This is a genomic window from Shewanella sp. SM101 (assembly GCF_025654465.1).
GTDB lineage: Bacteria > Pseudomonadota > Gammaproteobacteria > Enterobacterales > Shewanellaceae > Shewanella > Shewanella oncorhynchi.
In genome coordinates this window covers 64,175-82,465 of record NZ_JAKKRH010000024.1, presented here as the reverse complement: position 1 = coordinate 82,465, position 18,291 = coordinate 64,175, and the positions used below count along the sequence as shown (strand labels likewise).

The following is an 18,291-nucleotide window of genomic DNA, read 5'->3' as shown; positions in this document are numbered from 1 at the left end:
AATGGCGAGTACTGATGGCGCTCTACAAGCCAAGGGCGCACAAAGGCAAAGAGGCACCAAATATGAAGTGGGCCTATCAGTCTCTGGCGAAATTAGGCGGCTTTAATGATAGCAAGCGCACGGGAATGGCTAGCTGGACCACGATTTGGGAAGGATGGGATGATCTTCAGGCTCAAGTAAAGGGCTATCGATTAGCCAAAGCCCTTTTTGAAGCCGGAAAAACGCTATGAGATCTGATCAAGAGACAGGCCCTTGACTGCCTTGGCGAAATTATAAGCGATGACAATCTTAAACATTTACTATTAAAATCTCATATAACCAATACCAAATTTTAACCAAAAGAAAGGAAGTTAATATGTTCGCACCACAAGGCTCGGCTCAATTTATTAAAGTCAATGTTAATCTAGAAAATGGCGAACCTGTATTTATTTATACAGATGCTAATGGTGAACAATGCCAAGGGGATGTGACTATCACCCAAGCTGGTACTGTTACCTACTTGCTAAATGATCAAACAGGAAAAGGTTTAAAATTTGTTGGGGTCGGCTTTGTTACCCCATTCGATGATATTGTCGATGCGGTAACCATCAGCAGCGATGGTATGTTAGTACAACTCGTCGATCTAGATAGAACGTCGGGAACTACTAAGTTCCAATTTGTATTGAGCAATACTACTAATACCTTACTGATATTAAGTCCTGATCCAGAAATTATCAATCGTCCTCAAAACTAATCGAAATGCCCAACCTTTAATCGGGCTGGGCAGTTTCTACACCCGAAGAAAAGGGGAAAAGCGGGGACAGCCATGTCTTTTTGTGCTTTGTCCCCTCTTATACTAGCCTTTACATTATCTTGATTGCGTCTGTTTGGAGCAGATGATGACCCCGGCCAGAAGAATGCTTATCGATGCTAATACAACGCCCTTCTATCATGTGATAAATCGCTGTGTCAGAAGGGCTTTTCTGTGCGGTGAGGATAAACTCACAGGCCGCAGTTATGAGCATAGACGTGACTGGATTGTCGATAAAATCAAAGCATTATCCACCATCTTTAGACACTAAAATCCTTTGCGCTTGCCGCTTAAAAGCGGAAAAGCGGGGACAGCCATGCCTTTTTGTGTTTTATCCCCTCTTATACTAGCCTTTACATTATCTTGATTGCGTCTGTTTGGAGGGATGGAAAAGCGGGGACAGCCATGCCTTTTTGTGCTTTATCCCCTCTTATACTAGCCTTTACATTATCTTGATTGCGTCTGTTTGGAGCGGATGATGACCTCGGCCAGAAGAATGCTTATCGATGCTAATACAACTCCCTTCTATCATGTGATAAATCGCTGTGTCAGAAGGGCTTTTCTGTGCGGTGAGGATAAACTCACAGGCCGCAGTTATGAGCATAGACGTGGCTGGATTGTCGATAAAATCAAAGCATTATCCACCATCTTTTGTATCGATATCTGCGCCTATGCGGTGATGAGCAATCACTATCATTTAGTGCTTAAGATTGACGTGGAGAAGGCTAAATCGTTAACGCAAAGAGACATTATCAGTCGCTGGTGTCAAATCACCAAAGGCCATGCTATTGCCACTAAATATATGAATGGTGATGCATTAATCGACGGTGAACGCATGTTACTCGATGCCTTAATTGCCGAGTGGCAAGAGCGATTAAGCAGTATCTCTTGGTTTATGCGATGCCTAAATGAAGAGATTGCCCGTAACGCAAATCGAGAAGATGAGTGCAAAGGTGCCTTCTGGGAAGGCCGTTTTAAATCCCAAGCACTGTTAGATGAGCAAGCATTACTGGCGTGTATGATGTACGTTGATTTGAATCCTATTCGAGCTGGCATTGCCGATTCTTTGCAATCCTCTGATTTTACATCAATTCAAAAACGTCTAAATGCACTTTCCCCTAACAGCATCACACCACTGATAACCAAAACCCCAGTAGATAACTCTCAGCCAACACCAGATAAATCCCTCGCAAAATTTGATGGTGCAACGCACCTTCATCGACAAACGGGCATCCCCTTTCATTTTGCCGATTATCTGGAACTTATCGATTGGACGGGTCGCGCGATTCGCCATGATAAAAAAGGATTTATCGATAACCAGCGACCTAAACTGCTTAATGAGTTAGGGATTGCATCCGATGCATGGTTACTTTCAGCCAAAGAGTTTCGCCGACAGTTCAGTGGCATAAGCGGTCGATGGGATGCGATGTGTGCATTTAAACACAAGCAAGGTGGCAAATGGTGTCGAGGGAAATCCCATAGCCAAGCACTACATCCGGAGCAAATTAATGGACTTACATTGCGTTAAATTGCCCTAACAACAAATATTCGACTCAGTCGTAATGCTTAAGACTTGTGGCTATTTAACCTGAACTCGGGATAAGAAATGTTGAACTAATAGCCCTCCAAGTGATCGGATCTTTCGACCAAGAGAAACCCCATCACACCGGAGGGCCTATGCATAAATTAGTGGAAGTGTTTTGCGATGTCGATGATTTTTTGGCTGTTTTCATTCCAGAATGGGAAAAAACGCTGTTAACCGATGGCACACGCAAGCGTCAACGCCCTGGCCGTATGACGATGAGCGAAGTGATGACCATCATCATACTTTTTCAGATGTCTCACCACCGTGATTTCAAGAACTTCTACATCGGCTATCTGGCTCATTTCTACAAATCCGCTTTTCCCAATTTACTCAGTTATACCCGCTTTCTTGAGGTGATGCCCACTGCTTTAGTGCCGCTTTGCAGCTACTTTGCCAGCCTTAAGAGTGACCCCACTGGCATCGAATTTGTAGATTCAACCAGCATCAAAGTGTGTCATAACCTACGTATTCATCGCCATAAAACCTTGGCGGGGCTGGCGTGCAGAGGTAAAGGCACCATGGGGTGGTTCTATGGCTTTAAGCTGCATTTGATTGTGAATCATCAAGGCGGAATAGTGGCGGCCAAAGTGACCCCAGCGAATGTACATGACACAAAACCGGTGAACGAGATGGCGCACAGTGATATGAATAAACTCTATGCAGATAAAGGGTATATCAGTAAAGCGCTGTCTAGTGAATTGCTGGAGAAAGGCGTAAAGTTGGTGACGAACGTGCGTAAGAATATGAAAGCGAAGGCGATGTCATTGTGGGATAGAGCGATGCTGTCGAGACGTTTCATCATAGAAACCATCAACGACCCGTTAAAAAATATCTCTCAAATAGAGCACTCAAGACATCGCAGTGTGCATGGTTTTATGCTGAATATGATTGAGGGACTCATCGCCTATCAATTGAAAGACAATAAGCCACAACTGAACCTCACTAACGGGGAGTTTAATGCTATTGCAGTTATGGCTTGTTAAACCGATCTCAGGTTATTTAGCCCAAATTTTGTGAGATGTAAGCAAGCGCCCAACTAACTATCCTACCTAATCGCTGACAAAACGACTCAGAAGGTAAAATTTAAAACATTTAAAATCAACAAATTACACCAGAAGGTAAGCAGAAGGTATCTTTTCTTTGCGAAGAATAAAGTCATCATCAGAAAAGCGCTTAGCGCAGATGACATTAGGTTCACGGAGAATGATAACAATGACAAGCTCACCTAAACAGACTCGCTCACAACATCCATTATCACTTGTGGGTGAAGACAATGGCTTACAGTGTACTGCGCAGCAAGGCTTGGTCGAGCCCGCATTGCCGTTAACCTTCTTCGAACATGCCTCGATTGAAACGATTCAACAGTTTATTCAGCATCTGACTGAACCGGTGATTATCGTCAATGCCCAAGGTTACATTTACTTTAGCAACATCAAAGGTGCTGACTTACTGACGTGCCCACAGGCCAGTTTGAAGGGACAAGATTGGCGCAACTTTTTGACCGAACACCATCAAGCTCGCTACGACAATCTGCTGAGCAATGATATTAAATTAGGCAAAAATTGCGGTATTCCAGTGCAGCACTGCGCCGAAGAAATCACCCTCATTACTGCCTCAGGCAAAGCAAAAGATGTCGAGCTCTCCATTTCCTACATCCCCAGCCATGAACCTCTGTTTGTGATGATGATGCACGATTTGACGCAGCACAAAGCGGAAAATCAAAAGCTACGTAAATTGGCCGCCACAGATTCACTTACTGGGCTGGCGAACCGCCGATATTTTGATGAAATGCTGCATCACTATTGGGAAGAATGTACAGGTAAGCTGCGCCCTATCAGCGTGGTGATTATCGATGTGGATTATTTCAAAGTGTTCAACGACCAATTCGGCCATATCCAAGGCGACGAATGCCTACGTAAGATTGCCAAAGTGATTGCTGACATAGTGCCGATAGAAATTGGCCTGGCAGCGCGTTACGGCGGTGAAGAATTCGCGCTAATTCTGCCAAGCCACAATGCCAAAATGGCACTCACCATTGCCCAAAAAGTACAGCAAGGGATTAATGACCTGCGCTTTACCGAGCAAGGCTTGCGCGACTATGTCTCTGTGAGCGCGAGCCAAGGGATTGCGAGTGAAATCAATGGCCAGTTCCGTACCTCACTCGCCATGCTGTGCGCCGCCGATACTGCATTGTACCGCGCCAAAGCCGATGGCCGTGACAGGATCAATACGTCGCTTTAATCCCCATTAATTGGCGACTTATTTGCCCGCGGCTTAGTTATCCGCGATGGATCAACAACGGGATTAATGACCTCAGTAGGCGCTTTAGCGCATTGAGGAAAACACGCAAAGCACACGAAAGGACGCATGAATATGGACAAGCTTGAGGCATCAAGAAATATACGGGCAGTGATTGAAAAAAGCTTACCCGTGAGCACGTCACCCCTTGCCATATTCACTTACCAGTGTTGGTTGAAAACCAGCGCAGGTGGGCGTGTGTTCCATTATAAAACCGATCGAGAAGATACCTATTTCGCGGTGGATATTAATTCACTTGGGCATATTGAATGCGTGATTAATACCACCTTACTGCGGGTTGAAGCAATATCAACCTTAGGTGGACTTAACGACGGTCAGTGGCACTTATTGTCTATCTGCCATGAATACCATGAAATCAGTTGTTATGTGGATGGTGAAATTACCCATACACAACTCAATAACCTGTCACTGGTTGCCGACAATGAATTTTTAATTGAAAACGTGTCTTTACCGAATCATCGCGATACACATTTCGATGGTGAAATATTTGGCATCACCTTGCTCAATCGATTACTAACCCGAACTGAAATCGTTGACTATTACCGTAATCCAGCGCAACAAAAATCGATTAGCGAAAATAACCTTTACATTTATCAGCATCAAGATGCACATAATATTCGTGGTGAAAACTTTATTCCACTTAAAAGACAAAAAGTGCTGCTGGTCATATTTAATGATACTGAACATCAATTCATAAAAACCACTACGGATAGCAACACCTATAATCAACAACTGCCTAAGATTATTCCGCCCCACGAACGCCGAGCCTATATTATTGAATGTAACTATAACACTTGGCCTAATTTTAGTTATTTAGTGAATTACACGGCGAGTAATCAAGCGGATATTACACTCAATATTGAAGTGTTTAAATCGCTGACGGCCTATCGCTCGAATATTAAAGTCACCGTCGCAAATGAACTGGAACGGGATTGTTTGATTATTCAATCAACCGAAGAAGAATTAAGTGCTGAAGTGCGGATCAGTGAAAACTTAGTGATCACTCAAGCCAAAAACTTTGTTAATTTTATCAATGAAGTTCGCGCACACATTCCGGCCGACAATATTATTACCGGTGGCCATTATTATAGTGAGCAGCAACTCTCGGTCAGCACAGGTAAGCAAATGATTGCCTATCAACAGGCTTGCCAACTGTTCAACCGCAGATTACAAAAAAAACCACTGGCGATAATCAAATGCACGTCAACTGAAGAAGTCAAAATCGCCTATAAGGCGGCCATCGATTATAACTTGCCAATCAGCGTGCGCTCAGGTGGGAATGATCACGAAGGTGAAAGCACTGAAACCAATACCATAGTGTTGGATCTGCTGAAGATGGATAGCCTCACTTTAGATCCCATCACAGGTATTGCGGCCATTGGCCCAGGCAATCGCTTTATCAATCTCACCACTGCGCTTGCCAAACAAGGCGTGATGATCCCCCATAGCACCTGTGGCAGTGTTGCCATAGCGGGATTTATTATGGGCGGTGGCTCAGGACCTTGGACCCGCAAACACGGCATGTGCTGCGAATCCCTATTACAGGCAGAAATCGTCCTCGACATTGGTGAAACTCAAGTCGTCTCTGTTGCCAATAAACCTGAGTTACTCTGGGCGCTTAAGGGTGGTGGTGGGTTAAGTTATGGCATTGTGACCCGCTTTTTTGTGCAAACCTTTCCACTACCGCCTTGCCTTATCAAGTTTGAATTAGAATGGAATTGCTACGATAAACAAACCCATGAACTTATTGAGCACACCCCAACTAAAGACATTTTACAGCGCTGGGAAGCCATCATAAATGCCGACAGCACTGGCTGTTTGATTGGCACTAATCTCAAGATTAATGCCAAAAATTTACCCGTAGAACAACACAAAACACTCGACATAGACACTGACTCAATTACGCATAACTGCTTGATGTATGGTTTTTGGGAGGGCAATTCCGCCAGCCTAAACCACTTTATCCAGACACAATTTAATGAATTTGGCCTAGTCCCCAATGATATTCGCATCGAGGGTATGGGCGGACTCACCAAAGCTTACGGTGAAAACTTAATGCCCAGTTGGGAAAGGGAATCTTTTCATCATCTGCAAGCTGACTTACAAGGCATAAGCCGCTCACCTAATCCAACCGATGTGGATGAACCCGCGCCCCATAAAGTCACCTCGCGCTTAGTGAATCAAACGGGCCTGAGGGACGGTTATAAGCCACTGCTTGAAAGCTTAACCTCTCGCTATGTGCTTGAAGGTAATCGCCAATTGGGGCTATTTACCTATGTTACCCTTGGCGCTATAACTGGTGATTATTATCGCACTATGGGCGAAGAGCAAAAGAGTCGCAGCGCCTTCCCCTACAAGGACAGACAATACACGATTCAATATCAAACTTGGTGGAATAACGCCCTGCAAGAGAAGCAACAATTGCAGGATAGCCAAGTGTTTACCCGCATTAATCGTGCGCTCGATTGGATTGATGCCAGCCGAAACTATGACATCCCCAACACCTCGGGCGCTTTTATCAGTTTCAAAGATAAGGCCATTCCAACAGATGTGTACTTTGACCACAATTACGCTGCGTTAAAACGGATTAAGGCGGCCTACAGCCAAGATAGCTTTAACCATTTCCGCTCACGTAAAAGCATTATCTAAGTTAATACATCGGCATAGCCTAGGGTGAGTTTTTAAGGCAAAATCGACGCCGTCCACGGACGGTGTCGCCCCTTAACTCTCTATTCACTCTGTTGTAGGTTATCTATGCCCAGCTCAGCTTTAGCTATCATTTTTGCCCTATTGGCGGCCATTCTTATGGGCACAATCGGTGTATTAGCGCGCTTTGCCGCCCTGCCCGCCGAACACATTACCTTCTACCGCTTACTGCTCGGTGCCCTATTTCTATTGGCTTATATGCTGCTTACAGGTAAAGGCCAGCAAATTCGCCATAGACCCAGTAAACGTACCTTAGTGAATGGCATTATGCTCGCGGGTTTTATGGCGTTTTACATTGAAGCCATTCAGTACACCCAAATGGCCAATGTGATCATGATTATTTACTTAGCCCCTGTGGTGTCGGCTATTTTCGCCCATTATTTCTTTGCCGAGAAACTCACCCGCTTAAGCATGGCAAGCGTGGTCGTCGCACTAATGGGCTTTATGTTAATGATCCCAACAGGGCCGCAGCAAGCGAGCGATCACACTGAATTATTAGGTTATTTTTATGCCCTACTCGCCTTATTAACCTACTGCGGTTTTATGTTAATCAATCGAAAACCTAGCCTGAGTTCGCCCTATCAAAGCACTTTAGTGCAGCTTAGTGTCGGCGCTTTGTGCCTACTGCCCTTAGTGATAAATGCACCGCTAACGCCAAGTTTGCCGCAAATGGGTTGGTTAATTGCGATTGGATTCTTCCCCGGATTTTTAGCAATATTACTGGCGGTAAAAGCCCTGCGGCAATTGCCAGCAGTCACCTTTGGCACCCTCGCCTATGTGGAACCCGTTATCGTAGTGACGCTGGCATGGTGGATATTTGGTGAAACCTTGAGCCCAATGCAATTAAGCGGTGTCGGCTTGATTATTCTGGCCGGCATTAGCCAAGGCTTTATCAGTCAACGCAAAGTATTGATTACGAGCAGCTAACCAACAACACTTTGCCAAGTAGCTGAAATAATGTGAAGAAAATAGTGTAAGCTCAACAGAGGATTGATTGAACATTGCACCGAAGACGTGCGACTAAGACTTAAGATCAGGAGGTCAAATTGAGAAAGCTACTGTTAGTCATTAGTATATTTTTGCTCAGCGGTTGCTTAGGCATGCCTAAACTGGTTCAACCCGTGAATGATTTTGAGCTGAATAAATACTTAGGTAAATGGTACGAAATTGCGCGCTTAGATCATTCATTCGAAAGAGGCTTAAGCCAAGTTAGCGCAGAATATAGCCTCAGAGACGATGGCGGTGTGATGGTCATTAATCGTGGATTCTCAGCGGCTAAAAATGAATGGAAAGAAGCCGAAGGAAAGGCCTATTTTGTGAATGGGGACTCAGAAGGCTATTTGAAAGTCTCCTTCTTTGGGCCATTTTATGGATCGTATGTGGTCTTCGAATTAGATCATGAAAACTATCAATACGCTTTTATATCGGGACCCGACACAGGTTATTTGTGGCTATTGGCTAAAACCCCGACTGTGCCACCGGAGGTGTTGCAAAAATTTGTTGAAATGTCTAAAGCCCGCGGCTTTGATACCGACAATTTGATTTATGTGCAGCAAGAGTCAGCGCCCTAACGAGTGCCGCCAATGCGCTAAAATCGAGTGCGCGAAAAGCTAATCACTAGAAAAAACGACAGCAAATGGATACAAAAACGCCGCAATGAATCGCGGCGTTTTTATTGATGCTGCATTTAGATGCATGCATTTACACATGCAGCTAAATCACGAATAGCGTTAGACTTCAATGCCTTTGCTGGCAAGGAACTCATCATAAGTGCCTCTGAAATCATTCACGCCTGAATGAGTGACTTCAAGGATACGGTTTGCCAGAGACGATACGAATGCACGGTCATGACTCACGAAAATCAAGGTCCCTTCGTACATTTCCAGCGCGTTGTTCAGTGATTCAATCGATTCCATATCCATGTGGTTGGTCGGTTCGTCGAGCACTAAAATGTTGGCTTTTTGCATGATGAGCTTGCCGAATAACATACGACCTTTCTCACCACCAGACAGCACTTTGACTGACTTTTTAATGTCGTCAGAGCCAAATAACATACGGCCTAAGATGCCACGTACCGATTGGTCGTCATCTTCTGGCTTGCGCCATTGGCTCATCCACTCGAACAGCGTCATTTCGTTAGCGAAATCAGACTCATGGTCCTGTGCATAGTAACCAATGTTAGCGTTTTCAGACCATTGGATAGTACCTGCATCCTGCGGGATATCATGGATTAGGGTACGTAACAGGGTTGTTTTACCGACGCCGTTTTCACCCAATACCGCAATGCGCTCGCCCACTTCAACAATTAAGTTTAAGTCTTTGAATAACGGAGTGTCGTAGCCTTTAGTTAGGTTTTCAATCACTAAGGCATTACGGAACAATTTCTTCTCTTGCTCGAAACGAATGAAGGGGTTCACACGGCTAGAGGCTTTTACTTCATCTAACTTAATCTTGTCGATTTGACGGGCACGTGATGTGGCTTGTTTCGCTTTAGAAGCGTTAGCCGAGAAGCGTGCTACGAAGGTTTGCAGTTCAGAGATCTGGGCTTTTTTCTTCGCATTATCAGACAATAAACGCTCGCGAGCTTGAGTCGCTGCTTGCATGTATTCGTCGTAGTTACCTGGGTAAACGCGCAGTTCGCCGTAGTCTAAGTCAGCCATGTGCGTACAGACTGAGTTTAAGAAATATCTATCATGCGAAATGATAACCATAGTACTGCTACGTTGGTTCAACATGTCTTGTAACCAACGGATTGTGTCGATGTCCAAGTTGTTGGTAGGTTCGTCAAGCAGCAGCACGTCTGGATCAGAGAACAGGGCTTGTGCTAACAATACACGCAGTTTTAAACCCGGTGCGATTTCAGACATCAAACCAAAATGGCTGTCGATACCGATACCTACACCTAACAGCAATTCACCGGCACGAGATTCGGCGGTATAACCGTCCATCTCAGCAAAATCCATCTCTAGGTTGGCAACGGTAATGCCGTCTTCTTCACTCATTTCAGGCAAAGAATAAATACGGTCACGTTCTTGCTTTACCTTCCACAGTTCGCGGTGGCCCATGATCACGGTATCGATCAGGTTGAATTCTTCATAACCGAACTGGTTCTGGCTTAATTTACCCAGACGCTCATTCACATCTAACGAGACGTTACCGCTGCTAGGGTCTAGATCACCACACAGGATCTTCATGAAGGTCGATTTACCACAGCCATTCGCGCCGATAAGACCGTAACGGTTACCACCGCCAAATTTAACTGAGATGTTTTCAAACAGTGGCTTAGCGCCGAACTGCATGGTGATATTTGCTGTTGTGATCAAAATGAACTTCCAAATCGAGTAATGTTGGCCGAGCCCGCTGGCGCCGCTTTAAATAAGCATAAACCAAATAACGCTATGCCGAAGGGGTAAAAATAAACGTGGCACTATAGCAGTTTGGGCTAAATTATCAACTACCAAGGCGGATCAAAAGCCAGAGGGAATGCCGAAATCGCCGCACTATGCCTGTATGAGAAGCGTAATTAATTTTACCCTATTGGCTTAGCTTTCAATGTATTCGAGCAGAATGACAATCTGATGACCCTTAGCGTCGCAAAGCTTGCCGACGCTAAAGGCTTATGCAGTAAGTGCTAATGTGGACATAGCCCTAAGCTAACTCAAGATACCCGTTTCAACATTTTAAGTTAGCTTAGGTATCGACAGCTTATAACTTCTGCCGTCTTAAGCGGTTGGCGTTCGTCACCACAGTGAGTGAAGATAAGGCCATAGCGGCGCCCGCGATCACTGGGCTTAATAACATGCCCGTGAGTGGATAAAGCACGCCCGCCGCAACCGGAATGCCTAAACTGTTATACACAAAGGCGCCGAACAGATTCTGCTTAATATTGGTAATCGTCGCCCGCGACAATGCCAATAAGTTAGCAATCACTATCAATTGCTGCGACAACAAGGTGATGTCCGCACTTTCAATCGCCACCTCAGTGCCCGATCCCATCGCGATCCCCACATCCGCGCTCATTAGAGCTGGCGCATCATTAATGCCATCCCCAACCATAGCCACCACATGCCCTTGCTTTTGTAAATCCAGCACATGTTGTTGTTTTTGCTCGGGCAGTACGCCGGCAATCACTTCGGTGATGCCCACTTGGTCGGCCACCGCTTGCGCCGTTTGTGGGTTATCCCCCGTTAACAGCACCACACGAATGCCCCTTTGCAGCATGGCCGCGATGGCTTCTTTGGCATCGGGTTTAATCGGATCAGCCAGCGAGATAGTGGCCACTAACTTGCCCGCTTTAGCGATATAAATCGGGGTTTTACCTTGGTGCGCAAAACTTAATGTCGCGTTAGGATCTAAGGCACTGCCATCGGAATTGACAATCTCCAATGCCGTCATCAAGGCGAAATTACCAATCGCCAGCGATATGCCATCGACCTTGCCCTCAATCCCCTTACCTTGATGGTTCGTAAACGCCTGTGTGTCGGGTAATTGCGGGAGTGATTCCTTGGCATAACTGACAATCGCCCCCGCTAACGGATGCTCAGAGTGCTGCTCAAGGCTTGCAATTTCGCCCAGCAAGGTTTCTTTGTCGGCATCACTCAGTGTTTGTACTAATACAAAGTCAGTGACTTGTGGCTTACCTAAGGTAACAGTGCCGGTTTTATCCAACACCACACAATCGACTTTACTGGCGGTTTGCAACGCCTCGCCATTTTTAACTAACACGCCCATTTGGGCTGCGCGGCCAACGGCCACCATGATAGACATAGGTGTCGCCAGCCCCAGCGCACAGGGACACGCTATGATAAGCACACTCGTCAGCACCACTAACGCATGGCTTAAGGCGGGCGCTGGACCTGCAAAATACCAAATTGCCGCCGCCAGCAGCGCTATCGCCACCACAGTCGGGACAAATACCGCGGAGATCTTATCGGCCAATCGACCTATGGGTAATTTTGACGTTTGTGCCTGTTGCACCAGTGCAATGATTTTGGCGAGCTTAGTATCTTGTTGCCCAGCCGTCACTCGGTAAACTAGGCTGCCATTGCCGTTGACTGTGCCCGCGCTCAGACTGTCTCCCCGATTTTTAAGCACGGGAATAGGCTCACCTGTGAGCATGGCTTCATCGAGTAGGGATTGCCCTGTTTCGACCTCACCATCGAGGGCAACTCGGTCACCGGGGCGCAAACGCAGCTTATCGCCCAGTTTCAACTGACTTATCTCAACCTTTTCATCACCCTTATCCGTAATACGAATCGCAGTAGTGGATTGCAACCCGAGCAGTCGCTGCACTGCTTCGCTGGTTTTGCCCCGCGCTTTGAGTTCGAGTCCATGACCTAAGTTAATCAAACCTAAGATCATCACACTCGCCTCAAAGTACACATGGCGGGTATCCATAGGGAATGCGCTGGGCATAATGACTACCAACATGGAATAGGCCCACGCGGTACTGGTGCCCAGCACAATCAGCGTATCCATGTTGGTGGTTTTGGCTTTGAGCGCCCGCCACATACCTTGATAAAAATGTCTGCCTGTGGTGATGAGTAAAGCCAAAGTGACCAGTCCCATGATGCCCCAGCCTAACTGCAGATTTGGGCTGTTGATCATCATTTCACCGCCCAGCAATCCCCACAGCATCATGGGCACACCCACAACGAGCGCGGCTATAGCTTGGCGCATTCGCAGTCGATACTCGGCGGCATCTTCAAGGCGTTTTTCTTCGGCGGCGACTTTAGCATCAATAACGACCTGCGCCGGATAACCCGCATTCGCCATCACAGCCAAGGCGGTATCAGCGCTCATCTTGCCTTCTACCGTCACTTGCTTATCGGCGAGATTCACACGCACTTCGACGCCATCTTGGGCGGCAAACGCCTTTTCAATTTTTGCGACGCAGCCAGCGCAATTCATATTGGCGACATAGAGTCTGGTCATAGACATGGGAGATCCCTCACTTGATGTTTCACACTATAGGTCTAAGATAAAGTCTCCCATCACTGGAGAGTCAAGGATGAATTTGCTCAATGTGATCACATCGACAATTAATTGTTGGGCGAAATGGGTGATACCATTCAGTTGGAAAAATAGAGGTCAGAATGAAGATAGGTGAAGTGGCGAAACAAACGGGCTTAAGTGTTAAGAGTATCCGTTATTACCATGATATTGGTTTAGTGTGCGGCGAGCGCAATGGGGCGGGTTATCGAGTTTATCGCCATCAAGATATTGAAGCACTTAAGTTTGTGCATCAATGTCGCGACTTAGGTTTTAGACTAGAGGATTGCAAATCCTTGCTTGGTCTTAAGGGCAATGAAAGCCGTAATGCCGAGGACGTTAAGCAGCTTACCCAAACGCACCTTGCCTATGTCGAAGAGCAAATCAATAAGTTACAGCAGCTTAGGTCGCAATTGCAGCACATGGTGACCCAATGCCAAGGCGGCGATCAGCCCCACTGCGCCATTATCGACAGCCTAAGTCACGAGACTCATGGCAGCCTCGAAAATCACAAGAGCCAGCAAAATGCTGGCTCTGAGTGTTGCGGTAAAAGCCAATCGCGATAGCGATGGCCAAGTTCAATAACGGTAAATACCGCGTTATTGTCTTCTCACTATGGTTGGCTTTAGCGCCGCGGCGTTATCCAGTACCAGTGTTGCAAGCTTACCCGCTGGGGTAAAGTTAAACACTTGCCCATAAAATGCCAGCTCAGTTTCTAATCCTGCGGCCTTGTGCTCAGGTTTCCAACCGCCGTGGGGTTCATCCTGATAAGCGATATAAGCCGTGGGTACGCCTCTCACTTTCAACGCCTCATAAATCTGCCGCGACTGCTGTGGTGGTACGATTTGGTCACGTAATCCTTGAAAAATTAATAAAGGCTCATTCAATCCTTCAAGGTGATGCAGGGGCGACAGTTCCCTATAGCGGGCTTGATTTTCACCATAGGGGCCGATGAGCAGATCTAAGTAGCCAGTCTCGAATTTATGGGTACTCTTGGCGAGCTGTTCAAAGTCACTGATCCCCGCATAGCTCACCCCCGCTTGAAATACATCATAAAATGCCAATGACGACATCACAGTTAACCCACCAGCGCTGACACCTCGAATCGCCAGCTTTTGTCCATCAACCCAGCCCTTATCGACTAAATAACGGGCCGCATTGACCGCATCCTCCACATCAACTTGGCCCCATTTTCCGTAGATACTTTGACGATAAGCACGGCCAAAACCACTGCTGCCACGGAAATTAACATCGAGAACCGCAAAACCTCGGCTGGTCCAAAATTGAATATCACTGCGATAAGCCAGACTCGCCCGCGCCGTAGGACCGCCGTGTAACATTACAATCAAGGGCGGACGGGTATCATTAGGCGCAGTATAGTTGGGGTTAACCGGACCATAAAAATAACCGTAAGCTTGCTGGTTAGCACCTGTTTTAAAAGTAATATTTTTAGCACGGGAGATATAATTGGGATTAAGTTTTGGTAAGTTAGGGGTATACACCAACTCAGTACCACGACCGATCACTTTATAAATGCCCTTCTCTGGCGTCGCCTTAGCGCCGACAAAATAAACAGCATCTTCCCCTCGGATCACTTGGGTGATTTCACCAAAGTCGACGGCCAAAGATTCGGTCAGGCCTGAATCTAGATGCAGTCGAATTAAAACGGCCTGACTACCAAGCATATAACTGGCAATAATCGTTTTTTCGGATTCAAAGGCATAATTATGATTGCCTAAATACCAATCAGCCACCGCAAACTCGGCCTTTTTCTTTAGCACTGGGTCTAAGGTATTTTGTGCCGTGACTCGATAGATATTCCACCAGTTACTGATATCCGATACGACATACAATTGTCCATCAGGACTAAATAACGGCTGCGACACCGAAGAATCTGCGGGCGTGTTTACCTTACGAATATTGTGTAATTGTCCTTTACGGTCCAGATCCCCAAGCCAGAGCACGCTATTATCCCATGGCATATAGGGATGTTCCCACGTGATCCACGCCAGTTGGCTGTTATCGGGCGAGATGGCTGGCGAAGAAATAAAGTCATGGCCCGAAACAAAAGTATCGCCTTCACCGGCAAAATTAAGATTAATGGTAACAAGACTCGCCTTAGGCTCACCCGCTTGACGATGATCTTCGCGCACACAGATAATCCTCGACCCTTTGGGGTAAGCAATACAATCTGCATGGCGAGTACCATTTGGCGTTAAAGGCAAAGGGGGTTGATTAGGGGCAAAACGATAAAACAGTTGGTCCTGTGCCTTAGTGGCAAACAGACTCTGACCAATCCCCAAAAAGGCGGCACCACCGTATTCATGAACGGCGGATTTAACATTAAACGCAGGCGGCACTATGTCGGTAATTTTTCCACGTTGGTCGAGGCGTTTGATCCCGACTTGGCCTTGTTTTTCACCATCAGATTCAGAGAAATAAATAGCACCATCAACGCTTTGCAACTCAGCCACATTATCGGCCTGCTCAAAAACTTCAGTCGCCGATAGCGGAGACAGCCAACTACCATAGGGCGCAACTATGCGCGCGCCATTATCACTAAGATGCGGCGTCTCTTTGTTCGAGCGCTCGCAAGCACCTAAACAAAATAAGCCCCCCAGCATCCATAAATATCCATGTAGCTTCATTGTTTCTCCCCAATGTTTGCCAACTGCACAAACCGAAACAAAATATGAACTTGCAGAAATGAGTTATGTGTAAATTAGTTATTTTTTAAATTTTTTTAAGAACCAATTTACCACTTGCACTTGTTGTACTTGCGTTAAACCAAAATAAATACACACCCAAGGTGAGATAAGAAAAAACCATGGGATCACGGCCACAGAGCGGCCACTAAAGAGCAGAAAAAAGAAACCGCAATAAATCACAACCAACCCTAAGATACCCACGATCAACATCATGCGCTTAGTGATTTTCTCAAGCCAGTGGGCTTTTTCCTGCCAAGACATCCGGATTTCAAGCTCCATTACATGTGATCAACATGTTTGTAAAGTTATGTAAAAAAACGGGAGAGCGATTGTTGAAGGTTAACAACTAAATGTCAACTCCAACAGTGAAATCTAAATAAATCCCAAAGCTAGGGTATAAGAACCATTATCTTTATTTACCCGATAAAAAAACCGAGCCTAAGCTCGGTTTTTATGTAAATCAATAAGATATCGCTCTAAAGACGGATACCACCATCGATTTCAAACACACGACCGTTAACATAATCGTTTTCAATAATAAAACGTACGGTAGAAGCTATCTCGTCGGCATGACCTAAGCGGCCAACAGGCACGAGTTTCTCTAAACGCTCCAACGCTTCTGGCTTCATTGCCGCCGTCATCTCGGTTGCAATCACACCTGGGGCCACGGCTGCACTACGGATATTGTAACGCGCCAGCTCCTTTGCCCAGCCGACAGACATAGCCGCAACACCCGCTTTTGAGGCCGCGTAATTTGATTGACCCATATTACCCGCCTTAGCAAGGCTAGAGATGTTAACAATCACCCCCGCTTGACCCGATTCAATCATGGCCGCTGCGGCCTCACGGCCACAGAGGAAACTGCCGGTCAGGTTCACATTGATCACCGATTGAAATTGTTCGTAAGACATACGATCAGTGACTTTGCCGTCTTTGGCTTTGACTAACATGCCATCACGCAGAATACCGGCGTTGTTCACTAACACGTTCACTTGACCAAAATCTTCGAGAATATAGGCAAAACCCGCGACGACGTCTTCTTCGTCGGTAATGTCTAAGGCATAACCTTGAACTTCAGTGTCCGATCCAAGCTCAGCGCAGGCTCGCTCGAGTTTTTCTTGGTCCACATCGATAAGCGCTATCTTAGCACCCGCCTGCGCAAAATTTTGCGCCATTGCTAAGCCTAAGCCACCCGCGCCGCCAGTAATGACGACAACCTTATCTTTTAAATCCATCTGGTGATCCCTTGTTATCTGTGTCTATTTTTTAAGTGGTGCAAATTGTTCAAATATACTGGAAAAATCTCGGCGACCATTGCCTTGTCTTGCATGATTAACATACAAGCTGCGGGCTAAAGCGCCCATTGGCGTGCTAGAGTTGCTCAATAATGCAGCTTCTTGTGACAGACCGAGATCTTTGACCATCAAATCTACCATAAAGCCACCCTGATAGCCCTTAGAAGAAGGCACTGTTTCCATCACGCCTGGGCAGGGATTGTACTTCTCTAGCGTCCAGTTTCCGCCACTGCTGACCTTCATAATATCGGATAACACTTTGGGATCGAGACCATGATCGACGCCCATTTGCAGGGCTTCGGAAGTACCGACCATCAACACAGATAACAGCATGTTATTGCAGATTTTAGCGACTTGCCCCGCACCTGGACCGCCTGCGTGGAAGATATTCACACCCATAGCCTTAAGTACGGGCTGCGCACGTTCAAAAGCGGTATCCGAGCCACCACAAATAAAAGTTAAGGTGCCCGCCGCCGCGCCTGCCGTGCCGCCAGAAACCGGTGCATCCATAAATTCGATGCCGCTTTTAGCCGCTTCGGCCGCCACTAATTGTGCGCTTTGCGCATCGATGGTTGAACAATCGATGAGCAAGGTATCACCCGCAACCACTTCAAGTAGGCCTTTGTCTGTTCCATTGCCTAAATATAAGTTTTTTACATGCTTGCCCGCAGGCAGCATAGTAATCACCACACTTGCACCCGCTGCAGCGCCGCAGGCGGTACTTGATACTAAGGCGCCTTTTTCGGCCAATTGCTGCATAGCCTCGGGGACTAAATCAAAGACGCGAACCGTCATGCCTGCTTTTAATAAATTGGCCGCCATTGGGCCGCCCATATTACCTAAACCGATAAAGGCTACTGTACTCATGCCATCACTCCTGTGTTGTTCTTTTTAGTG

At 46.4% G+C, this 18,291-nt stretch carries 15 protein-coding genes and 1 pseudogene; 10 read left to right on the top strand and 6 right to left on the bottom strand.

From position 1 onward, the window contains the following. From L5M38_RS14445 to L5M38_RS14405, 9 genes and pseudogenes are all read left to right on the top strand, one after another. Positions 1-230: pseudogene (locus tag L5M38_RS14445) on the top strand (IS4 family transposase); the annotation flags it as partial. 125 nt (positions 231-355) lie between these two features. Next, positions 356-733 carry a DP-EP family protein gene (locus tag L5M38_RS14440; RefSeq protein ID WP_219250208.1) on the top strand — a complete coding sequence of 126 codons (378 nt, stop codon included), beginning with the start codon at positions 356-358 and terminating at the stop codon, positions 731-733. 142 nt (positions 734-875) lie between these two features. After that, positions 876-1,061, top strand: a complete 186-nt coding sequence (locus L5M38_RS14435) for a hypothetical protein (RefSeq protein WP_346345238.1) — start codon at positions 876-878, stop codon at positions 1,059-1,061. A gap of 207 nt (positions 1,062-1,268) precedes the next feature. Continuing rightward, entirely contained in the window at positions 1,269-2,318 is a 1,050-nt protein-coding gene (locus L5M38_RS14430) for a transposase (RefSeq protein ID WP_113938919.1), read from the top strand. 149 nt (positions 2,319-2,467) lie between these two features. Further along, positions 2,468-3,358 (top strand): IS982 family transposase, encoded by an 891-nt coding sequence (locus L5M38_RS14425; RefSeq protein ID WP_263165868.1) that lies wholly within the window; start codon positions 2,468-2,470, stop codon positions 3,356-3,358. 229 nt (positions 3,359-3,587) lie between these two features. Then, complete coding sequence (locus L5M38_RS14420) at positions 3,588-4,616, top strand: diguanylate cyclase (RefSeq protein WP_263165867.1); 1,029 nt, start codon at positions 3,588-3,590, stop codon at positions 4,614-4,616. A gap of 132 nt (positions 4,617-4,748) precedes the next feature. Beyond that, positions 4,749-7,343, top strand: a complete 2,595-nt coding sequence (locus L5M38_RS14415; RefSeq protein WP_263179511.1) for an FAD-binding protein — start codon at positions 4,749-4,751, stop codon at positions 7,341-7,343. A 105-nt stretch (positions 7,344-7,448) separates the two neighbouring features. Further along, on the top strand, positions 7,449-8,327 hold the full coding sequence (locus L5M38_RS14410) for a DMT family transporter (protein WP_263165865.1): 879 nt from the start codon (positions 7,449-7,451) through the stop codon (positions 8,325-8,327). 119 nt (positions 8,328-8,446) lie between these two features. Beyond that, the gene (locus L5M38_RS14405) at positions 8,447-8,971 is read left to right on the top strand and encodes a lipocalin family protein (RefSeq protein WP_263165863.1); all 525 of its coding nucleotides are present in this window, start codon (positions 8,447-8,449) and stop codon (positions 8,969-8,971) included. A gap of 159 nt (positions 8,972-9,130) precedes the next feature. Here L5M38_RS14405 and L5M38_RS14400 read toward each other — a convergent pair whose 3' ends face one another. Next, positions 9,131-10,723, bottom strand: a complete 1,593-nt coding sequence (locus L5M38_RS14400; protein WP_219250205.1) for an ABC-F family ATPase — start codon at positions 10,721-10,723, stop codon at positions 9,131-9,133. Positions 10,724-11,105: 382 nt separating this feature from the next. Beyond that, a complete protein-coding gene (locus tag L5M38_RS14395; RefSeq protein WP_263179510.1) occupies positions 11,106-13,340 on the bottom strand; it encodes a heavy metal translocating P-type ATPase in 2,235 nt (744 codons plus the stop codon). Positions 13,341-13,495: 155 nt separating this feature from the next. On the opposite strand from L5M38_RS14395, the gene L5M38_RS14390 reads away from it, so the two are divergent. Then, positions 13,496-13,957, top strand: a complete 462-nt coding sequence (locus L5M38_RS14390; RefSeq protein ID WP_263179509.1) for a MerR family DNA-binding protein — start codon at positions 13,496-13,498, stop codon at positions 13,955-13,957. 33 nt (positions 13,958-13,990) lie between these two features. On the opposite strand, the gene L5M38_RS14385 is transcribed toward L5M38_RS14390, so the two are convergent. The 4 genes from L5M38_RS14385 to mmsB form a co-directional block, all read right to left on the bottom strand. After that, the gene (locus L5M38_RS14385; protein ID WP_263179508.1) at positions 13,991-16,039 is read right to left on the bottom strand and encodes an alpha/beta hydrolase family protein; all 2,049 of its coding nucleotides are present in this window, start codon (positions 16,037-16,039) and stop codon (positions 13,991-13,993) included. Positions 16,040-16,117: 78 nt separating this feature from the next. Beyond that, entirely contained in the window at positions 16,118-16,360 is a 243-nt protein-coding gene (locus L5M38_RS14380; RefSeq protein ID WP_028760560.1) for a hypothetical protein, read from the bottom strand. A gap of 215 nt (positions 16,361-16,575) precedes the next feature. Beyond that, positions 16,576-17,334 (bottom strand): SDR family oxidoreductase, encoded by a 759-nt coding sequence (locus L5M38_RS14375; RefSeq protein WP_011846385.1) that lies wholly within the window; start codon positions 17,332-17,334, stop codon positions 16,576-16,578. A 24-nt stretch (positions 17,335-17,358) separates the two neighbouring features. Beyond that, the gene (gene mmsB / locus L5M38_RS14370) at positions 17,359-18,261 is read right to left on the bottom strand and encodes a 3-hydroxyisobutyrate dehydrogenase (protein ID WP_263179507.1); all 903 of its coding nucleotides are present in this window, start codon (positions 18,259-18,261) and stop codon (positions 17,359-17,361) included. Between the last annotated feature and the right edge of the window lie 30 nt (positions 18,262-18,291).